Raw genomic sequence first — 18,708 nt, 5'->3', positions numbered from 1 at the left:
GTGTGGATTAATTGCTTATTCTCACCAACCGAAGAAGCCTAGCCTTCAAATGGACTGGATTTTATCTCAATCTGCTTAACCCCAACTCAGGTTAACTATGATTTTCAAGGTAGACGTGGTTTAGGCTAGTTTGTGTTTGATTACCGCTATGAGTTACAGACTTTATCAAATTTAATTGGAATGGAAAACAAAACTTGACAATTGCCAAAACACAATTCAGATAATGGAATCAGCACTCAGGTGCTTGTGCAATAACATCTGGCTTGAGCGTCTTAAAAGAAATGTATTCCAGTTCGATTCGACTTTATGCACTCGATATCCTAGCTTGAAATAAAGCTGCCTTGCTTGATGGTTATTTTCTAAAACATGGAGATACAAGTCTTGAAATCCCCACTCGCGAGAGACCTTTTCACAGCTAGTAAGCAATCCTGAAGCCACACCATGTCTACGGTATTTTGGGTGAACCGCTAAATTAGATAAGTAAGGAAAACCTACACCAACTTGACTCCATGAATCACTTCTATAACGTACACCCAGTTCCACACTTCCCACTAAGTTATTGGCCTCACCAGTAGTAGATTCAAAGGCAACTAAGCAAATATGACGGGGCGTAGGAGATGTCATCCGATGCCTTAAGTCTTCGTAAATACCCAGACGTAGCAACGGGAAAGCCCATCCCCATATACCGTTGTGGGAGTGAAAGCTTTCAGTAATAATTTGGGCAACACTAATCAAATCAGCCGATGTAGCTGTACGAATTTGAAATTGGTAGGAAGCTGGATCGATTGGCTGTTGGTGGTATGGGTGAAAAAACCGATATTTCAAGGTTAGTTTAGTATTGATTTTATTCAACAAAAATTTTCTCAAATATCCTAAAACAAGATTTAAACTAAATCAGAACTTTAGAGTTGCCCAGGAGATTTGACTGAATCAATATTGCTAATATCACTTTTGCTTGTCGATTAAACAAATTTTTACACTTTAGTTTAGAGTTTTATAACCTGCATTTTTGAAAGAGTATTAGGAGTTACAACTTCATAAACCTATAACCTTAAATTCAGTAGATTCATTGCATCCCTTGTTTTAGGTAGCCAGAATATCAAACTAATTGCCACAAAAGCATCTGTAAAGTGATAGAGCTTTGAATGAGTGGGCAGAGGAATAGCATAACTTGTCCGTAAGCAGCATCTTTGAAATTGTTAAGTAAGTACACTATTGGCAAACTCTGGTTTCAAACCACCCTTGCTTGTAGTACTGAATTTATTTTTGCAGTTACCGCTACACTGACACTACTTTGCTACCAAGTTATCCAAATAGACTGTACAGGTACTGGGACAAGAATCTGCAAGGTTCCATAATCCCTAATCTCTAACTCCTCAACCACTACCACTTGTCTTAATGATAGTTCTGATTGCTAAATTAGAAAGAGGTATTTGTCTAATAGTATACTTTGGCTTTAAATCTTATTGTTTTAATTTGGCTGACTCTACCATGACTACCATAAATAAAATTTACCTGCAAGTGTTATTACAACAGCTGTGGAGGGAAAACTTAATATGCAGCTTTATCTGGATTTTTCAGCTGGCTATGAGCGCTGTATGTATTATCATACATTGCTCACAAGAGGTGAAAAAAGATTTGGCAAGCAAGCGTCGACTCTGTAACACTAAAACTGACAATGAAAGCAATTACACTGCACCAACGCAAACGGTAATCGGCACAAGCAATTGAGACGAATTACTGTGAGTAAACGCTTCTACACTCAGCAGTCATGTAGCCAAACAGCCATATTGGTCGAAATGCTCTGCTCTTACCTGACTCAGAAAAATCCTTACCTGATCAGATTATTCTTTATCCGACTGCCGTTGCAGCAGGAAAGCGGTGCATGAAATCTCAAGCAAACAGTAAGCCTAAAATTTTGGTTGTTGATGATGAACCAGACAACCTTGACTTGCTTTACCGCACTTTCTATCGTGATTATAAGGTGCTAAGGGCAACCTCTGGCCCTGCGGCCCTTGATCTGCTGGCTCAAGAGGGAGAGATCGCGGTGATCATCTCCGATCAGCGGATGCCAATGATGAGCGGTACAGAATTTTTGAGCCTGACAGCAACTCAATATCCAGATATTATCCGGATTATTTTAACTGGCTACACCGATGTCGAAGATCTGGTGGAAGCAATCAACGCTGGTAAGGTCTTTAAATATGTCACTAAACCGTGGGAAGCGGAGGAACTCAAAGCAGTGGTACGCCAAGCTTTGGATACCCACAATGTTCTCAAAGCCAGAACCCGCGAACTTACTCGCACACTCCGTCAAGAATCGCTGCTGAATACCGTTACCAATACGATTCGCAGTGCTTTAGACTATAGACAAATTTTGCAAGCAATTGTAGATACAGTGGGTCACATGTTGGAAGTGGATGTCTGTCTGTTGCGTCCCTTCCAAGATGAGCAGTTGGCGGATAAAGGGTTTATTTATCAGAAGCCTTTTTCTGAAGAAGCAGAGGTGCAGGAGAACGAAGGGCAACTAGCAGTAGGTCTTTCATCTCTGCCCGCCTCCTCTGCTCCCCCTCTGTCTCTTTTGGCTCAGACGGTGTGGGAAACCCGCGAAGTTCAGGTGATTCACGATGCGATCGATGATGAGCGCATTCACGGTAACACTCCCGAACTGCGCGAACGTAGGCAAGCTTTTGCTGCTGCTAACATTTGTTCTAGTTTAGTTGTGCCATTGATCTGCCAACAAGAACTGATGGCAGTGCTAGCACTGCACCAGTGTTCTCTGCCTCGCTTTTGGGGAGATGATGAGGTGCAATTAGTGTTGATGGTAGCGGATCAGGCAGCCTTAGCTTTATCTCAAGCTTATGCTTACGAACAAGTACGTGCCCTTGCCAAGCGAGAGAGCTTGATTAATACGATTACTAGCGCAATTCGCTCTAGCTTAGATCCTCAAGATATTTTTGCGGCAATTACCCAGCAATTAGGACAAGCTTTACAAGTCGATGGCTGCGTCTTGTCTTTATGGACAGAGGAAGATGAGTTTGTTGAGTGTGTGGGCTTGTATGACAGTTTTCAACATTTAGAAAATTTCAGTAGGCACAGCCCGCCGCAGGCATCGCCAGCCTTGGAAAATAGATTAAGTAGCAATAATCACCTACCAACCCAAAGATTACCCTATTCTCAAGCATCTATTCAGGAGAATCCCATCCTCCAACAAATGCTACAGACACATGAACCTGTGGTAATTGGTAATGTGAGCCATTCTCTTTCAGATGTGCAGGGTTTTGATTTGCCTTTAAAAATGCCAGCGCGATCGCTAATGTTTGTGCCATTATTGGCTGATGGTAAATGTATCGGTAGTATTACTTTGCATGAAGGTAAAAAAAGACGCCAATGGTTGCCATCTGATATCGATTTGGCCAAAGCAGTCGCAGCGCAAGCAGCGATCGCTGTCCAGCAGTCACATTTGTATCAAAAAACTCGCCAACAAGCCGAACGTTTACTGGAATTAGACAAACAAAAAACCGAATTTTTCCAAAATATTTCCCATGAGTTTCGCACACCAATTACCTTGATTCAAGGGCCTTTAGAGTCGGCAGTGGCGACTGGTGAAGGATTATCTAACTTTCAAAGTGCGATTGCCCTACGTAACTCCCGCCGTCTGCTGCGATTGGTAAATCAACTCCTGGATTTACAACGCCTGAATGCTGGGAGAATGCAGCCAAATTTCCATCCCTGCGATTTAGTCGAATTTGTCAGCCAAATAGTGGAATCTTTTCGTCCTTACTGCGAGAAAAAGAAACTGCATCTCGTTACCCAGCTAGATGAATGTTCGACGGTGTACTTAGACATGGAAAAATTTGACAAGGTGGTTTATAACCTCTTGTCAAATGCCATGAAGTTTACTCCTGAAGGTGGCACGATTAGTGTTCGACTAAAATCTGAGCGCGATCGTTGCATCTTGCAAGTACAAGATACTGGAATTGGCATTGTTAAAGAACAAATTCCTTACTTATTTGAGCGCTTTCGCCAAGCTGAAGGTTCAGCAAATCGCTCCTATGAAGGCAGTGGTTTGGGTTTAGCTTTAGTTAAAGAATTAGTAGAATTACATGGTGGTCAAGTCACTGTGGAATCAGTTTATGGTGAAGGTACTACCTTTAGTTTATGGCTAGTGACTGGAAATGCTCATTTACCTGCACAGCAAATACTAGAGACGCCTACCGAACTAAATACAAGCCGCGCTAACGTAGAATTGGCTGATTTAGAACTAGTAGAGTCAACAACAGACAATATTGAAGATATTACAATAAATCTCTCTTCCAGTGTTGATATTAAAGACTCAGCACTTAAGACTCAGCACTCAATTTTAGTTGTAGATGATAACCCTGATTTGCGAACCTATGTATCTGAGATTTTCCGCCGTAATGGCTATTATGTAAAGACGGCTCGTAACGGTCATGAAGGGCACAGTAAAGCTAAGGAAATTATACCCAGCTTGATTGTGACTGACTTAATGATGCCCTTAGTGAGCGGACTTGAGATGATTCAGATGATCCGCAATGAGGAAACGTTGAAAGGAACACCAATCATTCTGCTGACAGCGAAAATAGATGAAGAAACCCGCATTGAAGGTACAGAACATGGCGCGGACGCTTATTTAGCAAAACCATTTAACGATCGAGAACTTTTAGCGGAAGTTCGGAATCTTTTAGCGTTGAAAGAAAATGAACGGCGAATTGTGGAGTTAAATACTTATCTAACAGAATCGGTGTTAAAGCGCTTTTTGCCTGCTGTATTAGTGCAAAAAGCCGCAATCGGAGATTTAACGCTAGATTTGCGCCCAGAACCACGCTTAATTACAGTTTTGTTTAGCGACATTGTGGGTTTTACACAGCTAGCAAATACTCTCAGATCCCGACGAGTTGCAGAGTTGCTAAATGAATATTTAGAAGCCATGACCAAAGTTGTCTTTAGCAATGGCGGTACTGTAGATAAATTTATGGGAGATGCTATCTTAGCTTTATATGGAGCGCCGGAAGAACTAACCCCTAACGAACAAGTGCGTCGTGCGATTAATACAGCAAGAGCAATGCACCGCTCACTGGCTGACTTAAACCAGCGCTGGCGAGAGCAAGGTGTATTCGATAGCGACAAACTTACTAGCGTGCAGTTCCGGTGCGGTATTCACCAAGGTACTGCTGTTGTAGGGATGTTTGGTAGCGCTGAACGTGCAGATTATACAGCTATTGGCCCAAGTGTGAATATTGCTGCAAGGTTACAAGCTGCCGCTGTTCCCGGTACAATCCTAGTTTCTGCTGCCGTAGCAGATTATTTACAGGAAGGAGAAATTACTAAAGGTAGACCGCTAGAACTTAAAGGAGTAGATGAAACTGTTTTGACTTTCGCTGTTACACCAGAGGTAATGGTTAATCGCTAAAATTTAGACTGGTATTTTAAAGCATTACCAATGATTAAAAGTGCATAATCATATCCAGTTTATATAATATGACACCATCGGTTGCAGACAAAACTCCAATTCCAGCCAAGGTCTGGAGACGACACACCGATCCACCAGGTTTGTGGATTTTTTTTGTTGTCAGTTCAGTCTCTCTGCACTTGCTGGTGTTCTGGCTAATGCGCTCATCTAATGCATTTAGCCTGTGGTTTCCCCAGCAAAATCAATCTGCTGTTCCCATTGAATTGATAGACATTGCTCCTAAAACAAAATCAATAATCAAATCAAAATCAACAGCCAAAATAGTTTCGTCAAAGCCACTATCCTCAACTCAAAAGTCTATACCAACACGTTCATCACAAACAGCACGAACTACGCCTAAAAATGAAGATTTTGGCGCAATAAATTCCCCTGATAATCTCCAGAAAAAGAGCCGGATTCACGCTTCTCAACCTCATCGCGAACCCTCTAGACAACAGATAGTTTCTACACCAGCACCGAAACCTACACCTAAAGCTACACCGAAACCTGTAGCTAAAGTTACACCGAAATCTACACCTAAAGTCACACCTATACCTACAGTTCCAATCGGTAATTTACCTTGGAAGCGTCGTCAAGAAATTAAACTGGGAAAGGGAACGCAACTACCAACAGGTGTTCCATCAAATCAACCAGTTTCAGAACCTGAAAATAGAGAAACTCCAGCAACTTCGACTGGGGAAACTCCAGCAACTTCGACTAGGGAAACTCCAGCAACTTCGACTAGGGAAACTCCGACAACTTCGACTAGGGAAACTCCAGCAACTTCAACAGGAGGAGCATCGATAGCAATAGTAGCTCCCTTATCTAAAAATGAAGTGATTAGCTTGATACAATCAAAAGGATTCCGACAAGATGCCTTACCCGACGTTATCGCTTTATACAGAGGAAGCAACACAAAACAATTAGATCCAAGTTTTCTTGTTCGCAATTCAAGACTTGAGTCAGCACAACTCTTGGCAAGCTTGATTATCGATCAGAATGGCAACTTTCAACAGGCTGTAGTTTTAGAAATAGAACCAGCAACATTGCAAAGTGAAAAAACTATATATGAGCAAGTCCTGAGCGAAGTTTTTAAAACAGAAAACTTTATTGCTGCCCACAATAACGATGGCACAAAACCAGAATTGAGCAATCTATATGTCAGGATCAAAATCCAACCCGCCAATTCCAAATAAATACTTGAATTTTGGCAAAAATTGTGTTAAGTTTATAGGGTTGGAAATTTGCGGGCGTAGTTTAGTGGTAAAACTATAGCCTTCCAAGCTATTAATGCGGGTTCGATTCCCGCCGCCCGCTTAGAAAAAACTCTTAAATATACGAGTGCAAAAACTAAGTTTGAATCTTGGTAAAATAATTAGTTAAAAAGCAATTCCCAATTTTGCGGTATACAGAAATAGCTTGAAACTAAGAGTAGCCAAATTGAAGACAGGATGAGAAATCAGCAACACTTTCTTCAAAAACATCCGCACTCTGGCTACCTGTTTGTTGTTTGATAGTTGACAGTACTCTGGAAACCGCCCAATAGGTTTTGATTTTTGAATTTTTGAATTGCTGCTAATTGAGATTTTCTAAGCGAATGCGTGGATCGGCTGCTTTGAGCATCAAATCGGCGATTAAATTGCCAACAATCAGCAGAACTGCGCCCATCACCAAGCTTGCCATTAATAAATATAAATCTTGAGCTTGTAAAGCCTGTAGAGTCAACCTCCCTAAACCGGGCCAGTTGAAGAAAAATTCGGCAATGAAGGCACCATTTAATAAACTAGCTAATTCAAAACCTAATAAGGTGATTAAGGGATTTATGGCGTTGCGGAGTGCATGAACGTAGATGACGCGGTTTTCTGGCAAACCTTTGGCACGAGCCGTTTGGATGTAGTCTTGACGCAGAACATCCAATAATTCGCCACGAGTGATGCGTTGCAAGCCAGCAAAACTAGTAATTGAGAGTGCGATTGTGGGTAAAATCATGTGCCAGCCGATATCTAAGATTCTGCCAAACCATGACAGTTCTGAGTGATTGATGCTAGTCATGCTACCCACTGGGAACAATGGCGAGGTGATTTGGGCTAAAACCAGCAGTGCTAAGGCAGTGATGAAACTGGGAAAGCCTTGTCCGGCATAACTAATTACCTGTAAAATCCGGTCTGCTGGCTTATTTTGTTTAACAGCGGCAAAGATCCCTAGAGGGATGGCGATCGCCCATGTGACAATTAAAGATGCGATCGCTAATAATAATGTCGCTGGTACTCGTTCCCACAACAGCGATGCCACTGAGCGTTGATAAATAAAACTTGTGCCAAAATCCCCTTTAGTTAAGATTCGCCAAAGCCACAGCCAAAATTGTTCTAGCCAAGACTTATCCAAACCAAACTGCCGCTTAATTTCCTCAATTCTTTCAGAAGATATCTTCGGATTTTGCCGCAACGTATCTACATAATCACCAGGAGCGAGTTGAATGATGATAAACGACAACGCTGACGCCAACAACAAAGTTAGCAGTGCCTGCAATAACCGCTTTGCTACATAAACAAAAGTTTCGCTCGTGACTAGCTCGATTAGCCAATCCCGACCTGTCTCCAAGGAAATTTTCGCAGATGTCATTTATATTTTGTCCTTTGTCCTACTCTGCGGGAAGCCCTTCTCTACGAGAGGCTGCGCCAACGGCTTGGTGCAGTCGCTCATGAGGGGAACCCCCTTTCTGCGCGCTGCTTCACTGCTGGCGCGTCTATGTCATCTGTCCTTAATTATTTGTCATTTGTTGTTTGCTAATAACCAATGACAAATAATTAATATTCAACTAAAGAGATAATCGGCACGTCCGGTAAATGTGTACGCCCTTGTAAATCCCGTAGCTCGATAATAAACCCAAACCCTACTAGTTCGCAGCCAATTTTCTGCACCAATTTGGCTGTGGCACTCGCTGTTCCACCCGTGGCAATCAAATCGTCCACAATCAAAACTCGGCTACCTTGATGTAAAGCGTCTTGATGCACTTCTAAGCAATCTGTACCATACTCTAGTTGATATTCAATTGAGTGAACGGCTGCTGGTAACTTCCCTTTTTTGCGGATGGGAATAAAACCAACTCCTAATTTATAAGCCAGAGGTGAACCAAAAATAAATCCCCTCGACTCCATACCAATGACATAATCAACTGTTATTCCAGCTTCATTACATTTTTGTGTTAAAAAGTCAATAGTGTAGCGCAGTCCCTCTGGGTCGCGCAGTAACGTAGTAATATCTCGAAATAAAATTCCGGGTTTCGGGAAATCTGGGATGTCACGAATGAGAGACTTTAAATCCATAAAATGAGGAATGGGGAGTAGGGAATGGGGAATGGATCATGGGGAATGAGGTCGATAAATTAATAAGCAATGCCCAATGCCCAATGCCCAATTTCAGATACCTGAAAAATCGTACACTATAATGTCATACGCTGGGGTCGAGCCTGAAACTTCGCCTTTCATTGACGATAATTAGAATCTAAACCAAGCTAGAAAAGGTATTGCAGTAATAGATGAGGTGAATTTAGTTATGTTTTAAAATTTTGATTTCAATATAGGGAAAACTTTGAGTAGAAAGAGTTAAGTAATGTATATATCAAGTAGTCATGCTACTGCCACAAGTCTAAGGCTCAAGTCTTGGCTACCGATCTTAAATTTGTTTTATCTAGTCTGTTGGAACCGCACAAGGTATTTATAGAATGAATGTTTCAGCAAGTTTAACGCCGTTCAACAGTCCAACCCAAGACTCACTGCCGATGATTCTGGACACTTTACCAGATCCTGCGATCGCCTCCAAAACGTGTCCTCGGAGAACCAGGGTGCAAATTGACCTGATTTTACTGGCAATCGAAGCTTTAGAGCTTGGTGGTTCGGAAGCAATCCTGGCTTTTGCTCAAGAGTTGGATCTTAAAGGAATTGTTAAAGACAGGGTGAATTTATGGCGGATGCGTAGCTCTAACCCGCTACGAAGAGCGCATATACGCCGTCCCTTAACTATTATGGAAGCAAAAGCTTTGGTGGTCATTGCTTGCTACATAGCACGGCGTTTAACTGTTGTCATCCGCCAATTATTAATGATATGTCAACAAATGGAAGAAAAACAGATTCCATTAGAACAGAATTTGCGGCTATCTAACTATCTAGAGCGGTTTAGAGCGCATTTTAAAAGCCGAATGAATTCTCGACGTTCTGGTGTACTAGCATTAACTTCTGATGAAAAATTAGATGCGCTAGCAATAAATTTGTTAGGACAATTACTATTTTGTACTGGTACTGCTGGAATGCAGCGGTTCTGGATTAGTCTTTTTGACGGTGAAGTAGAATGAATATTCAACGTAAGTACAGTCTACCTAATTGTACTCTTCTTTTAGAAGGGTTAAGTGATGTCACTAGGGCTGCACAGTTCCAGGAAATGCGCCCAGAATTATCAATATTGGTAAATGCAGAATGTTATTTATCTGGTTATAATCAACCCCTAACGGGAGGGCGAGAATTTTTTGAAAGTTTGGTGAGGGCTGTTAGTGGTTACGCCCAAGAATTTCTGAGTAGCGTATCCAATCCGCAAGCACACAACCAAGAATCGGAGCTAGTAGAGTTTCAAAAAATTGACGGCAACCTCCACAGGTTAATCATACATTCAGAAAGTACTCCAGAGGGGTTTGATCGCTCTAATAATTCTAAACGTCCGCCGATTGAAATAGATTTAAATACGGTGCAGTTGTTTGATTTGGTAGAAGCAGTGGATCAGTTTTTTGCTGATACCCAGACTTTACCAGAATTATCCTTAGAACTACAACCAGTTACTAGACGCTATGGCGGTGCTAGTCAGGCTGTAATCAAGCAGGCTGTTCCTGCTGCTGTGGGAGTATCTAGTTTAGCAGTAGCAGCGATCGCATTTAACTTGATTCCACCTCCCCAAATACGTATACCGCAGCCTCAGCCAGATGAGCAAACTAGCTCTGCAACAAAGAACCTTAATCCTCCAGCATCAGCGGCTGCAACACCTATTGCAGCGGCAACGCCCGCACCAACACCATCCACAGCTAATGAAAAGCCAGCAGTTAAAGATTTAGAAGCACTTTTAAATACAGTTCCAGAAATTACTGATCCATCCCAGCTGCGTGCATTGAATCGCCAAGTATATAACCAAATCCATCCAGCTTGGACTAAACGCTCAGGATTGCAACAGGATTTGGTCTATCGTTTGGGTGTAGCCGCGGATGGCGCGATCGTTGGTTATAAAGCGGTGAATAAAGAGGCCAATCAAGGAGTCGGGCAAACTCCTCTGCCTAACCTACTTTATAATCCTGCTAACCGCGCTCGCATTTCCAATGAACCGATCGCTCAATTCCGAATAGTGTTTACTACAAATGGTGTGCTGCAAGTTAGCCCTTGGCGAGGATATGCTAAGACACCAGAGGTAGTAGGTGCAAAAATTACTGACTCTAATATCACTAAAGGTTTAAATCAAAAGCTTTATAATACAGTTCGCCAAACCTGGACTGGTACTCCCACCTTTACACGAGATTTGAAGTATCGGGTAGCAGTCAATAAAGAAGGTGTAATTGCCGACTATGAACCACTTAATCAAGTCGCCTTTGATTATTTCCGAGAAACACCTCTTCCTAACATGTTTAACGCCATCTATGGTTCTAATGTAGCTCCTCCAAATGACAAAGAACCTCTAGCCCACTTCCAAGTAATATTCAAGTCTAACGGCAAGCTCGAAGTCACTCCTTGGAAGGGATATCAGTAATTGGGCATTGGGCATTGGGCAGAGAATTAAGTTGGAATTCCCTATTCTCCATGCCCTATTCCCTATTCCCTATGGATTTTAGATAAGCATTGAGCTTGGGTAATAGTTCATCAAGAATTGGTTTAAATTTACTTACCTGTTCATTTGTCAACAACTGTCTGGCGTAAGCTAACCTCAACCAACTGATAGTTTCATACAAAGACCCTCTCGCAATTTTGACAAAACTAGGACTTACGCACTGTACAAATTGACCATAATATGTACTACGCAAAATGTACATTTAACGTGCTGACTGCAACCCTGATTTAGTCGCATATTTACTGTTTTGGCTATTAGACATGGCTCAAAAGCCCAAAGAACGTATAGTACATATGTATGATGCGTAAGTCCTAAAAACGTCGATTGTCTTGGTCATTGTACCTGCCTCTACCTTCTGCGATATTCGCACAAATACTATCAGCAGACCGAACAATTTGTTTGCCCAGTGTATCTTTAGTAAAATTGTCCCATTCTTTAGCAATACGCCAAATTTCATTAGCTAGCTTTTCAGCAAGTTGATAAACTTCTAAGTCTTCAAAATCAGGTCTTCTCACAAAAGTCCATTGATCATTTATTGATCAATAGTTCCCAATTCTCAATGCCCCATGCCCAATGCCCAATTACCGAGTAATTCTCCGCATATAATTCCCCCATAATTGAGCTGCTTGAGCACTGCTGCCAGATGTCGGGGAATTATTGTCGTTTCCCAACCAAACGCCAGTTACAAGTCGCTGATTGGGGATAAAACCAATGAACCACAAATCAACGTTTTTATCAGTCGTGCCAGTTTTGCCAGCTTCCCCTAATCCAATGGCAGCACTACGACCAGTACCTCTTGCGATTACACCGCGCATCAAACCAGTCATTTCATCTGCAACATCATTTGTTAACACTCGTTTGTTTGCACCTGGATCTTGGTCGAAGGAGTAGATTACCCGACAGGTTTTGATATCATTGCGATCGCGACAATCACCACTGTCTAAAATTCGGTTAATCGCATGGGGAGGATTTGACACACCGCGATTGCCAATAGCGCCAAAAGCACCAGTCATTTCCAAAACATTGACTACACTTTGACCCAGCACTAAGCCAGGAACCGGATCGAGGTTTGATTTTATCCCCAAACGCTGCGCCATTGCCACTACTTTATCCAGCCCGACTTCTCTAGCAACTCGCAAGGCGATAGGATTTTCTGAAAGCGCCAGCCCGGTAGCAATATCGAAGCTAGTGTCACCACCAGCACGACAGGGTTTATAAGTAAAGCCTTGCCAAGTTAAAGGGGCGCAGGAATAACTCTTGGATGGCGAAATTCCCTGTTGAATAGCGGCAGTGTAAGCAAAGATTTTGAAGGTGGAACCTGGTTGTCTTTTGGCTTGAACAGCACGATTGAACTGACTTTTTTTGTAATCAGTCCCGCCTACCATTGCGAGGATACTGCCTGTACTAGAGTCAAGAGTGACTAATGCCCCTTGAGAAAAATTAAAAGTTCTACCAGAGTTGTTGACCGAATTATTTAACGCTGCTTCTGCTTGTCTCTGTATGGCTGGATCGAGCTTGGTTTCAATGATATAGTTTCCCTCTCTTGCAGCTCCCTCTCCCAAGATTGATTCGAGTTCAGAGAAGACGTAACTGTAAAAATAAGGTGCGATCGTTTTAGCTTGCTGTTCGCAGACTTTAGGACTGATTTGGACAGTGGAGCGTCTAGCCCGGTTCGCATCCTCTGGTTTAATTTTGCCCATCTCTAGCAACCGCTTAATTACGCGATTTCGGTATTCAGCCGCTTCTAGCTTATTTGGCCCATCTCCACAAAAATCAAAAGCGTTGGGAGCTGGCAAAATTCCTACCAATGTTGCTGCTTCTGCCAAAGTTAATTCTTTAGCGGGCTTCTCAAAGTAATAACGGGCTGCATCCTCAAAGCCAGAGGTATCCCCTCCCAAAAAAACCCGATTTAAGTACATCAGCAAAATATCATCTTTGCTGTAAAATGTTTCGAGCTTTAGGGCGACAACTGCCTCCCGCAATTTGCGACCAAGGGTATCCTGTCTACCTACATATTCGCGGAACAAACTGCGGGCAACTTGCTGGGTTACAGTGCTAGCTCCTTGTTGCACATCTCCGGTGCGGCTATTAATCAACACAGCTCGTAAAATCCCTAGAGGATCAACCCCAAAGTGCCAGTAATAACGACTATCTTCTGAAGCCACTACCGCAGCAGGCAAATAAGGGCCAAATTCCTCTAATCGCTTCATGTCAACATGAGAAATTGTCCGAGGTTCTCTCAGGGGAGTGGCTCCATCACGGGCGTAAACAACTACTGGGGCGCGTGTCGCTGTCGGTAGAGGTCTGACTGAAAATTTCAGCCATTCTACGCCAATCACTAATGTTAACAGGGCACTGACACCACCAACTCCATAAGCTGTCCAACTTGCAGCTTTGACATACCATGCTGGTGGATCGACATATTGCAACCGCACAGAAGCGGCGAGTTCTGGGGGGCCCAGAGTTAGAATATCGCCGTGACGCAGTTCTAGGGAGCTAACACGACGCTTGCCACGATAAATGCCATTGGTGGAGTTTTCGTCTTTGATCGTGAAAATTGGTGTGCGTTGAGTAGAATTCCGCGATAGTGACAGGTGAATTTGGCTGACAACAGGGTTACGGATGACGATATCACTGGATTTGGAGCTACGACCGAGAATATAGCGATCGCCCAACAGTGGATATACCTCTGCTTTATCCGCCCCCGCATCTTGCACCCAAAGTTCTGGTACTTTGGCATTAGGCTTGAGCGCCAATTTAGAAAAATCGACCCTAGCTTGAATCGTATGTACTGCTTGAGTCAGTTGACCTAGTAACGTTTGTGGCTTGTGAGGGGGTTGGGGAGAACTCATCGGCTATTCACATCACAGTTTTTAATGAAGAATCGGGCGAATCACAATTAATTTAGATGTTAGTCTTTCATCATTTTACTCATAAGCCAAAGCAGAAATTGACTATACGGAACTTTTTGATCTAATTTATACTTTAATTTATATTAAATAAAGAACTGATTTGTGATTTTAGTCACTTATTTATTGAAGGTAAAATTTTTTATTCCTTACTAAAGGCTTATCTTGGCTAGTATTAATAGTTCTATAACTAAAAATATAATATTTTTTTGTATTTTTTAAGACTAGTTATAAATAAACAACTGATTTAAATTTTACCAATTTTACACATCCACATATATTGAAACTATTGAAAAAAACCTAAATATCTTCATTTAGGAAGATTTTCTAAATCTTAATTATCTGCTTTAATAGGGCGAGTGTTCCGTTGAGGTTAATTACAGTAATGTTGGGAAAATCTCTGACCCTGATTGGTACAGCTTTATCTTTGGCACTTACCACTAATATTGCTGTAGCCGAATCCAGTAAATCCCCCATAGCCCAGTCTAGTAGCGACTCCACTAGCACACCAACGGAAATCAAGTTGTCGCCAGAAGGTAAGAAAATTCTGTGCGAGCATTTTCCGCTTAACTCTCGCTGTCCCGGCGGCACAGCAGCCACCCCTAGTGCTCCTGGTAGCAATACAGCACCAGCAGAAACAACAACGCCAAATAGCACCACCACTCCTGATAGTACAACTACACCAGGAACCACGCCTCCTGAATCTGGCACTCCTGAAACTACTCCAGCACCAGGAAGCGTTACTCCAACCACTCCTGAAGGCGCACCTAGCAACTTAACTCCAGCACCAGGAAGCTCAACCACTCCTGAAGGCGCACCTAGCAACTTAACTCCAGCACCAGGAAGCGTTACTCCAACCACTCCTGAAGGCGCACCTAGCAACTTAACTCCAGCACCAGGAAGCTCAACCACTCCTGAACAACCTGGCACCCCTGGTAGCACTACCGACCCAGGAAGCGCAACCCCACCTGAACAACCTGGCACTCCTGGCACGCCTGGCAGCAGTATAGAACCCGCACCCGGCAGCTCTCCCAGTACTCCCGGCTCTAGTTCGCCAAAAACTCCTACCACAGGTAATTAAATTAAAAGCTGGGGCATAATCTAAATAATGGTTTGCCATCAGTGATCATTGGTGCATCTTTCTTGAACTCTTGCACTAGTTATGCAAACTGGTGTCAGATGACAAATAAAAATTGATAAAACCTTATACGTAAAGTCTTCGCATATAAGACTAAGCAAGGGTTTCACTAAGTCAATAGCCTGGGGCTAATTATCCCAGGCTCAATAATTTAATGGGATCTGCCAGTTGGAGTTGGTGTTTTTTGCAAGGAAGCAATTAACAGGCAAACAATACCGATACTAATAAATGAATCTGCCACATTAAATACAGCAAAGTTTATTAAGCGAAAATCAAGAAAATCAACGACATAGCCTAAAACAAAACGATCAATACCGTTGCCCATAGCTCCACCTAAAATCAAGCCATAGCCTAACTGATCCCACAAATTTAATGTTGGGCCAATTAACGCCAACGCTATCAATACTAAACTCACTCCTAAAGATAGCCAGCGCAACCACTCTACTTTCCCACTTAACAAACTAAAAGCCGCACCAGTGTTAGTAACATAGGTGAAGTGAAATATTCCAGGTAAGAGTGGTAGTGTCTGCCCCAAGCTAAAGCTTTGTACTACCCAATACTTTGTTATTTGGTCTAAGAAAAAAGCGATGAAGGCAGCGATCCAGAAAAGACGATTTTTTAAACGCATGGCAAATTAATCATTGGTCATTGGTCATTAGTCATTAGTCATTGGTCATGAGCTTTTGACAAAGCGCAAAGTCGAGCCAGTCGCTTGGGCGGGTTTCCCGACTTGGGCGAACTGGCGTTGAGTGCCGGCTTCCGGCGTTGGCGCAGCCCGCCGTAGGCATCAGAACTTTGTAAAAGAGGATAAAGGACAAATAACAATGAACTAATAAAACATTAAGTGACGCAATATATATGCTATTACAGTAACCGCACAGACCACAGTTAGTTGACCTGGTAGTGCAAACCAAGAGTATCTAAGGATTGCTTGCATCAAGGATAGATTTTCTGTGCCTTTCCACTGAAAAAGATAGCTAATAATCAAATAAGTAATACCGCAGATGTGGAGAGTTAACAAGCCACAGATGCAACTAAAGGCAAGAGTTTCTAGTCGAGGTCTGGCTTTAAAGGCAACTAAGCCACAAATCCAAGCTCCAGGAATAAAGCCTAGTAGATAGCCAAACCAAGATAGCTTGACATAACCAATACCGCCGCCATCGGCAAATACTGGTAATAAGGTTAATCCCATAACTAAATAGGCAATTTGTGAAAGTGCACCCGCATTTTTGCCCCCTAAACAACCCACCAACAATACTGCGCCAATTTGAAAAGTGACACCTAAAGGAAAAGTCTGAATTCCTTGCTGACTCCAAGTCCAAGGTAAGGTGATGCCATAAACTTCTAAGAAGGTACCACCCATTGTCAGGAGTAAGCCGATCATAGACCATAGTAATTGATTGGAAGCAGCAAACATTTATCAGGCAACCAAGGAAAAGCAAAAAGGAAAACCAACAGCAACTAGTATATTCATTAATATTGAAATGAAATTTGTGCTTATATCTTAAGAACTAGCATATTTTCTTTTGCCTTTTTGCTATGTAATTGTTCAGTTCGATGAATTGTAACTAAGGCGTCTATTATCTAATTTTCTTAGCTGAAGCCTGCTATGAATTCTAGTATTTAGCCTAAAACATAGTAAAATCAACATTTATTATTCATATTGGTATTTATACTAGTTAGTTTTGCAGAGCAGCGCCTAAATTTGGCTCTAAAGTGTTTAATACTTAATCTTAATTAAGATTAATATACTTTTTTATAACTTGACCAACGAAAGTACACTAACAAAAAAATTTTGTCAATGAGTACAACAAACTTGTAGTCATATTTTTATCTGAAACCTAAAGCAAGAGTATAAAATTTATCAATCAAATCTAGAAACAAGGGTTTGTTCTTTATCAAAAAAATCAAGTATCTTTTTGCTTTGTTAACCTTTCGTTAATCTCTATTGTTGTCCTTTGGGAGTATCTTAGAAACGCTCACCTGAAAAGTTACTAAAAAATTGATAGCGATGCTCTCACGTCTTAGTGCAATAAAAACTCATCGCCTCACAGGTTCAATTTCAGTGTTAGCACTGACAATCAGCCTAGCAGCTTGTGGCGGACAGCAAACACTAGATAGTACAGCTACCAAAGATACGACTTCTGGCACTGCTACAGATACTACTGCCTCTAGCCCAGCTAAATTAGACCTTGGCGGAACCTTAAAGTTAAGCGGGGCTGGTGCGTCTTTTCCGGCACCACTGTATGATACCTGGTTCACAGATTTAAACAAAAAATATCCCAATCTGCAAGTTGACTATGCATCAGTTGGTAGCGGTTCTGGAGTTGAACAATTTATCAAAGGTACTGTAGACTTTGGTGCCAGCGATGTCGCAATGAAGGATGAAGAAATCCAGAAAGTACCAGCAGATAGAGGTGTTGTTTTACTACCTGTGACTGCTGGTAGCATCGTGTTGGCTTACAACTTGCCTGATGTTCCAGAACTCAAGCTCCCACGAGCCGTTTACGCCGATATTCTACTAGGCAAAATCACGTCTTGGGATGATGCCCAAATTGCCAAGGCTAACCCAGGTGTAAAGCTTCCGAAAGAGTCAATCACAGTTGTTTATCGTTCTGATGGTAGCGGAACTACGGGTGTGTTCACAAAACATCTCAGCGCTATCAGCCCTGAGTGGAAAAGTAAAGTTGGTGAAGGTAAAACTGTCAACTGGCCTAAGGGAGTAGGTGCTAAAGGTAACGAGGGTGTTACTGCCCAAATCCAACAAACTCAAGGTTCTATTGGTTATGTCGAGTATGGCTATGCCAAACAAAATAGTCTCAAGTTTGCTGCTTTGGAAAATAAAGGCGGTAAGTTTGTTGTAGCTAGTGAGGAGTCAGCTTCTAAAACTCTCGAATCAGTAGCTCTACCCGCAAATCTCCGCTCTTTCATTTCTGATCCCGACGGGGCTGATTCCTATCCTATCGTCACTTACACCTGGATTTTGGCTTACAAGAAATATCCCAATGTGGCAAAAGCCAAGGCGATTGAAGCTGCGATCGAATACGCTTTAACTGATGGACAGAAGCAGGCTAGTGCATTAGGATATGTTCCTCTACCGTCAAATGTGATTACAAAGGTGGCTGCTGCTGCTGACCAAATCAGCCCAGAATATAAAATTTCTGTCGCCAGTGGTAGTAGCGCTAGCAAGTAAGCAATCAAACACGCTTATTAAGTAGTAACTTTGAACATTAAGTTACCATTGTATTAGTTGAAATAGATGATGAGGCGACAATTTTACTAATCTGGTTGCCTCCCATATTCTTCTCTGATTTAATTCTGAAAATCAG

13 protein-coding genes, 1 tRNA gene and 2 pseudogenes are annotated in these 18,708 nt (G+C 42.2%); 7 read left to right on the top strand and 9 right to left on the bottom strand.

Translation table 11 applies throughout. The features are described 5' to 3' along the window. Positions 1–216 precede the first annotated feature (216 nt). On the bottom strand, positions 217–867 hold the full coding sequence (locus V7K89_RS14430; protein WP_442941666.1) for a GNAT family N-acetyltransferase: 651 nt from the start codon (positions 865–867) through the stop codon (positions 217–219). Between the two features lie 1,018 nt (positions 868–1,885). Between V7K89_RS14430 and V7K89_RS14425 the strand changes: the two genes are divergently transcribed. The 3 genes from V7K89_RS14425 to V7K89_RS14415 all read left to right on the top strand — a co-directional run bounded on the left by V7K89_RS14425 (position 1,886) and on the right by V7K89_RS14415 (position 6,790). Continuing rightward, positions 1,886–5,434, top strand: coding sequence for a response regulator (locus tag V7K89_RS14425; protein WP_335188144.1), 3,549 nt, complete (start codon positions 1,886–1,888; stop codon positions 5,432–5,434). Between the two features lie 68 nt (positions 5,435–5,502). Continuing rightward, positions 5,503–6,669 (top strand): hypothetical protein, encoded by a 1,167-nt coding sequence (locus tag V7K89_RS14420; protein WP_335188142.1) that lies wholly within the window; start codon positions 5,503–5,505, stop codon positions 6,667–6,669. Positions 6,670–6,719: 50 nt separating this feature from the next. Next, positions 6,720–6,790: transfer RNA gene (locus V7K89_RS14415), tRNA-Gly, on the top strand. Positions 6,791–7,048: 258 nt separating this feature from the next. On the opposite strand, the gene V7K89_RS14410 is transcribed toward V7K89_RS14415, so the two are convergent. Together V7K89_RS14410 and V7K89_RS14405 are read right to left on the bottom strand one after the other, a co-directional pair. After that, positions 7,049–8,095, bottom strand: coding sequence for an ABC transporter permease (locus V7K89_RS14410; RefSeq protein WP_335188140.1), 1,047 nt, complete (start codon positions 8,093–8,095; stop codon positions 7,049–7,051). 185 nt (positions 8,096–8,280) lie between these two features. Next, positions 8,281–8,799: an adenine phosphoribosyltransferase gene (locus V7K89_RS14405; RefSeq protein WP_335188138.1), complete on the bottom strand. Its 519-nt coding sequence runs from the start codon at positions 8,797–8,799 to the stop codon at positions 8,281–8,283. Positions 8,800–9,197: 398 nt separating this feature from the next. On the opposite strand from V7K89_RS14405, the gene V7K89_RS14400 reads away from it, so the two are divergent. Continuing rightward, entirely contained in the window at positions 9,198–9,824 is a 627-nt protein-coding gene (locus V7K89_RS14400; RefSeq protein ID WP_335188136.1) for a DUF3038 domain-containing protein, read from the top strand. After that, the gene (locus V7K89_RS14395; RefSeq protein WP_335188134.1) at positions 9,821–11,254 is read left to right on the top strand and encodes a DUF4335 domain-containing protein; all 1,434 of its coding nucleotides are present in this window, start codon (positions 9,821–9,823) and stop codon (positions 11,252–11,254) included. Before V7K89_RS14400 ends, V7K89_RS14395 begins: the two co-directional genes overlap by 4 nt. Before the next feature lie 55 nt (positions 11,255–11,309). On the opposite strand, the pseudogene V7K89_RS14390 reads toward V7K89_RS14395, so the two are convergent. The 3 genes and pseudogenes from V7K89_RS14390 to V7K89_RS14380 all read right to left on the bottom strand — a co-directional run. Further along, positions 11,310–11,477: pseudogene (locus V7K89_RS14390) on the bottom strand (four helix bundle protein); the annotation flags it as partial. 169 nt (positions 11,478–11,646) lie between these two features. Next, positions 11,647–11,847, bottom strand: a pseudogene (locus V7K89_RS14385) (four helix bundle protein); the annotation flags it as partial. A gap of 66 nt (positions 11,848–11,913) precedes the next feature. Continuing rightward, on the bottom strand, positions 11,914–14,184 hold the full coding sequence (locus V7K89_RS14380; RefSeq protein WP_335188132.1) for a transglycosylase domain-containing protein: 2,271 nt from the start codon (positions 14,182–14,184) through the stop codon (positions 11,914–11,916). 442 nt (positions 14,185–14,626) lie between these two features. On the opposite strand from V7K89_RS14380, the gene V7K89_RS14375 reads away from it, so the two are divergent. Next, positions 14,627–15,322: a hypothetical protein gene (locus tag V7K89_RS14375; protein WP_335188130.1), complete on the top strand. Its 696-nt coding sequence runs from the start codon at positions 14,627–14,629 to the stop codon at positions 15,320–15,322. 208 nt (positions 15,323–15,530) lie between these two features. Here the strand turns inward: V7K89_RS14375 and lspA are convergent, their stop codons facing one another. From lspA to V7K89_RS14360, 3 genes are read right to left on the bottom strand one after another with little or no spacing between them, the layout of a single operon-like run. Beyond that, complete coding sequence (gene lspA / locus V7K89_RS14370; protein WP_334849097.1) at positions 15,531–16,007, bottom strand: signal peptidase II; 477 nt, start codon at positions 16,005–16,007, stop codon at positions 15,531–15,533. A gap of 38 nt (positions 16,008–16,045) precedes the next feature. Next, positions 16,046–16,204 carry a hypothetical protein gene (locus V7K89_RS14365; protein WP_335188128.1) on the bottom strand — a complete coding sequence of 53 codons (159 nt, stop codon included), beginning with the start codon at positions 16,202–16,204 and terminating at the stop codon, positions 16,046–16,048. Between the two features lie 4 nt (positions 16,205–16,208). Further along, the gene (locus V7K89_RS14360) at positions 16,209–16,796 is read right to left on the bottom strand and encodes a biotin transporter BioY (protein ID WP_335188126.1); all 588 of its coding nucleotides are present in this window, start codon (positions 16,794–16,796) and stop codon (positions 16,209–16,211) included. Positions 16,797–17,390: 594 nt separating this feature from the next. On the opposite strand from V7K89_RS14360, the gene pstS reads away from it, so the two are divergent. Further along, positions 17,391–18,572 (top strand): phosphate ABC transporter substrate-binding protein PstS, encoded by a 1,182-nt coding sequence (pstS, locus tag V7K89_RS14355; protein ID WP_335188124.1) that lies wholly within the window; start codon positions 17,391–17,393, stop codon positions 18,570–18,572. The last annotated feature ends 136 nt before the right edge of the window (positions 18,573–18,708 follow it).

The sequence above is a fragment of the Nostoc sp. genome, assembly GCF_036917515.1.
Classification (GTDB): domain Bacteria; phylum Cyanobacteriota; class Cyanobacteriia; order Cyanobacteriales; family Nostocaceae; genus Nostoc.
Note: the sequence above shows the minus strand (reverse complement) of the source record. Positions and strands in the feature narration are given on the sequence as shown.

Bases quoted from the DNA above. Each gene is read 5' to 3' on its own strand.
- V7K89_RS14425 (WP_335188144.1), top strand. From the start codon at position 1,886: ATGAAATCTCAAGCAAACAGTAAGCCTAAAATTTTGGTTGTTGATGAT.
- pstS (WP_335188124.1), top strand. From the start codon at position 17,391: ATGCTCTCACGTCTTAGTGCAATAAAAACTCATCGCCTCACAGGTTCA.
- V7K89_RS14375 (WP_335188130.1), top strand. From the start codon at position 14,627: ATGTTGGGAAAATCTCTGACCCTGATTGGTACAGCTTTATCTTTGGCA.
- V7K89_RS14395 (WP_335188134.1), top strand. From the start codon at position 9,821: ATGAATATTCAACGTAAGTACAGTCTACCTAATTGTACTCTTCTTTTA.
- lspA (WP_334849097.1), bottom strand. From the start codon at position 16,007: ATGCGTTTAAAAAATCGTCTTTTCTGGATCGCTGCCTTCATCGCTTTT.
- V7K89_RS14405 (WP_335188138.1), bottom strand. From the start codon at position 8,799: ATGGATTTAAAGTCTCTCATTCGTGACATCCCAGATTTCCCGAAACCC.
- V7K89_RS14420 (WP_335188142.1), top strand. From the start codon at position 5,503: ATGACACCATCGGTTGCAGACAAAACTCCAATTCCAGCCAAGGTCTGG.
- V7K89_RS14380 (WP_335188132.1), bottom strand. From the start codon at position 14,184: ATGAGTTCTCCCCAACCCCCTCACAAGCCACAAACGTTACTAGGTCAA.
- V7K89_RS14360 (WP_335188126.1), bottom strand. From the start codon at position 16,796: ATGTTTGCTGCTTCCAATCAATTACTATGGTCTATGATCGGCTTACTC.
- V7K89_RS14410 (WP_335188140.1), bottom strand. From the start codon at position 8,095: ATGACATCTGCGAAAATTTCCTTGGAGACAGGTCGGGATTGGCTAATC.
- V7K89_RS14400 (WP_335188136.1), top strand. From the start codon at position 9,198: ATGAATGTTTCAGCAAGTTTAACGCCGTTCAACAGTCCAACCCAAGAC.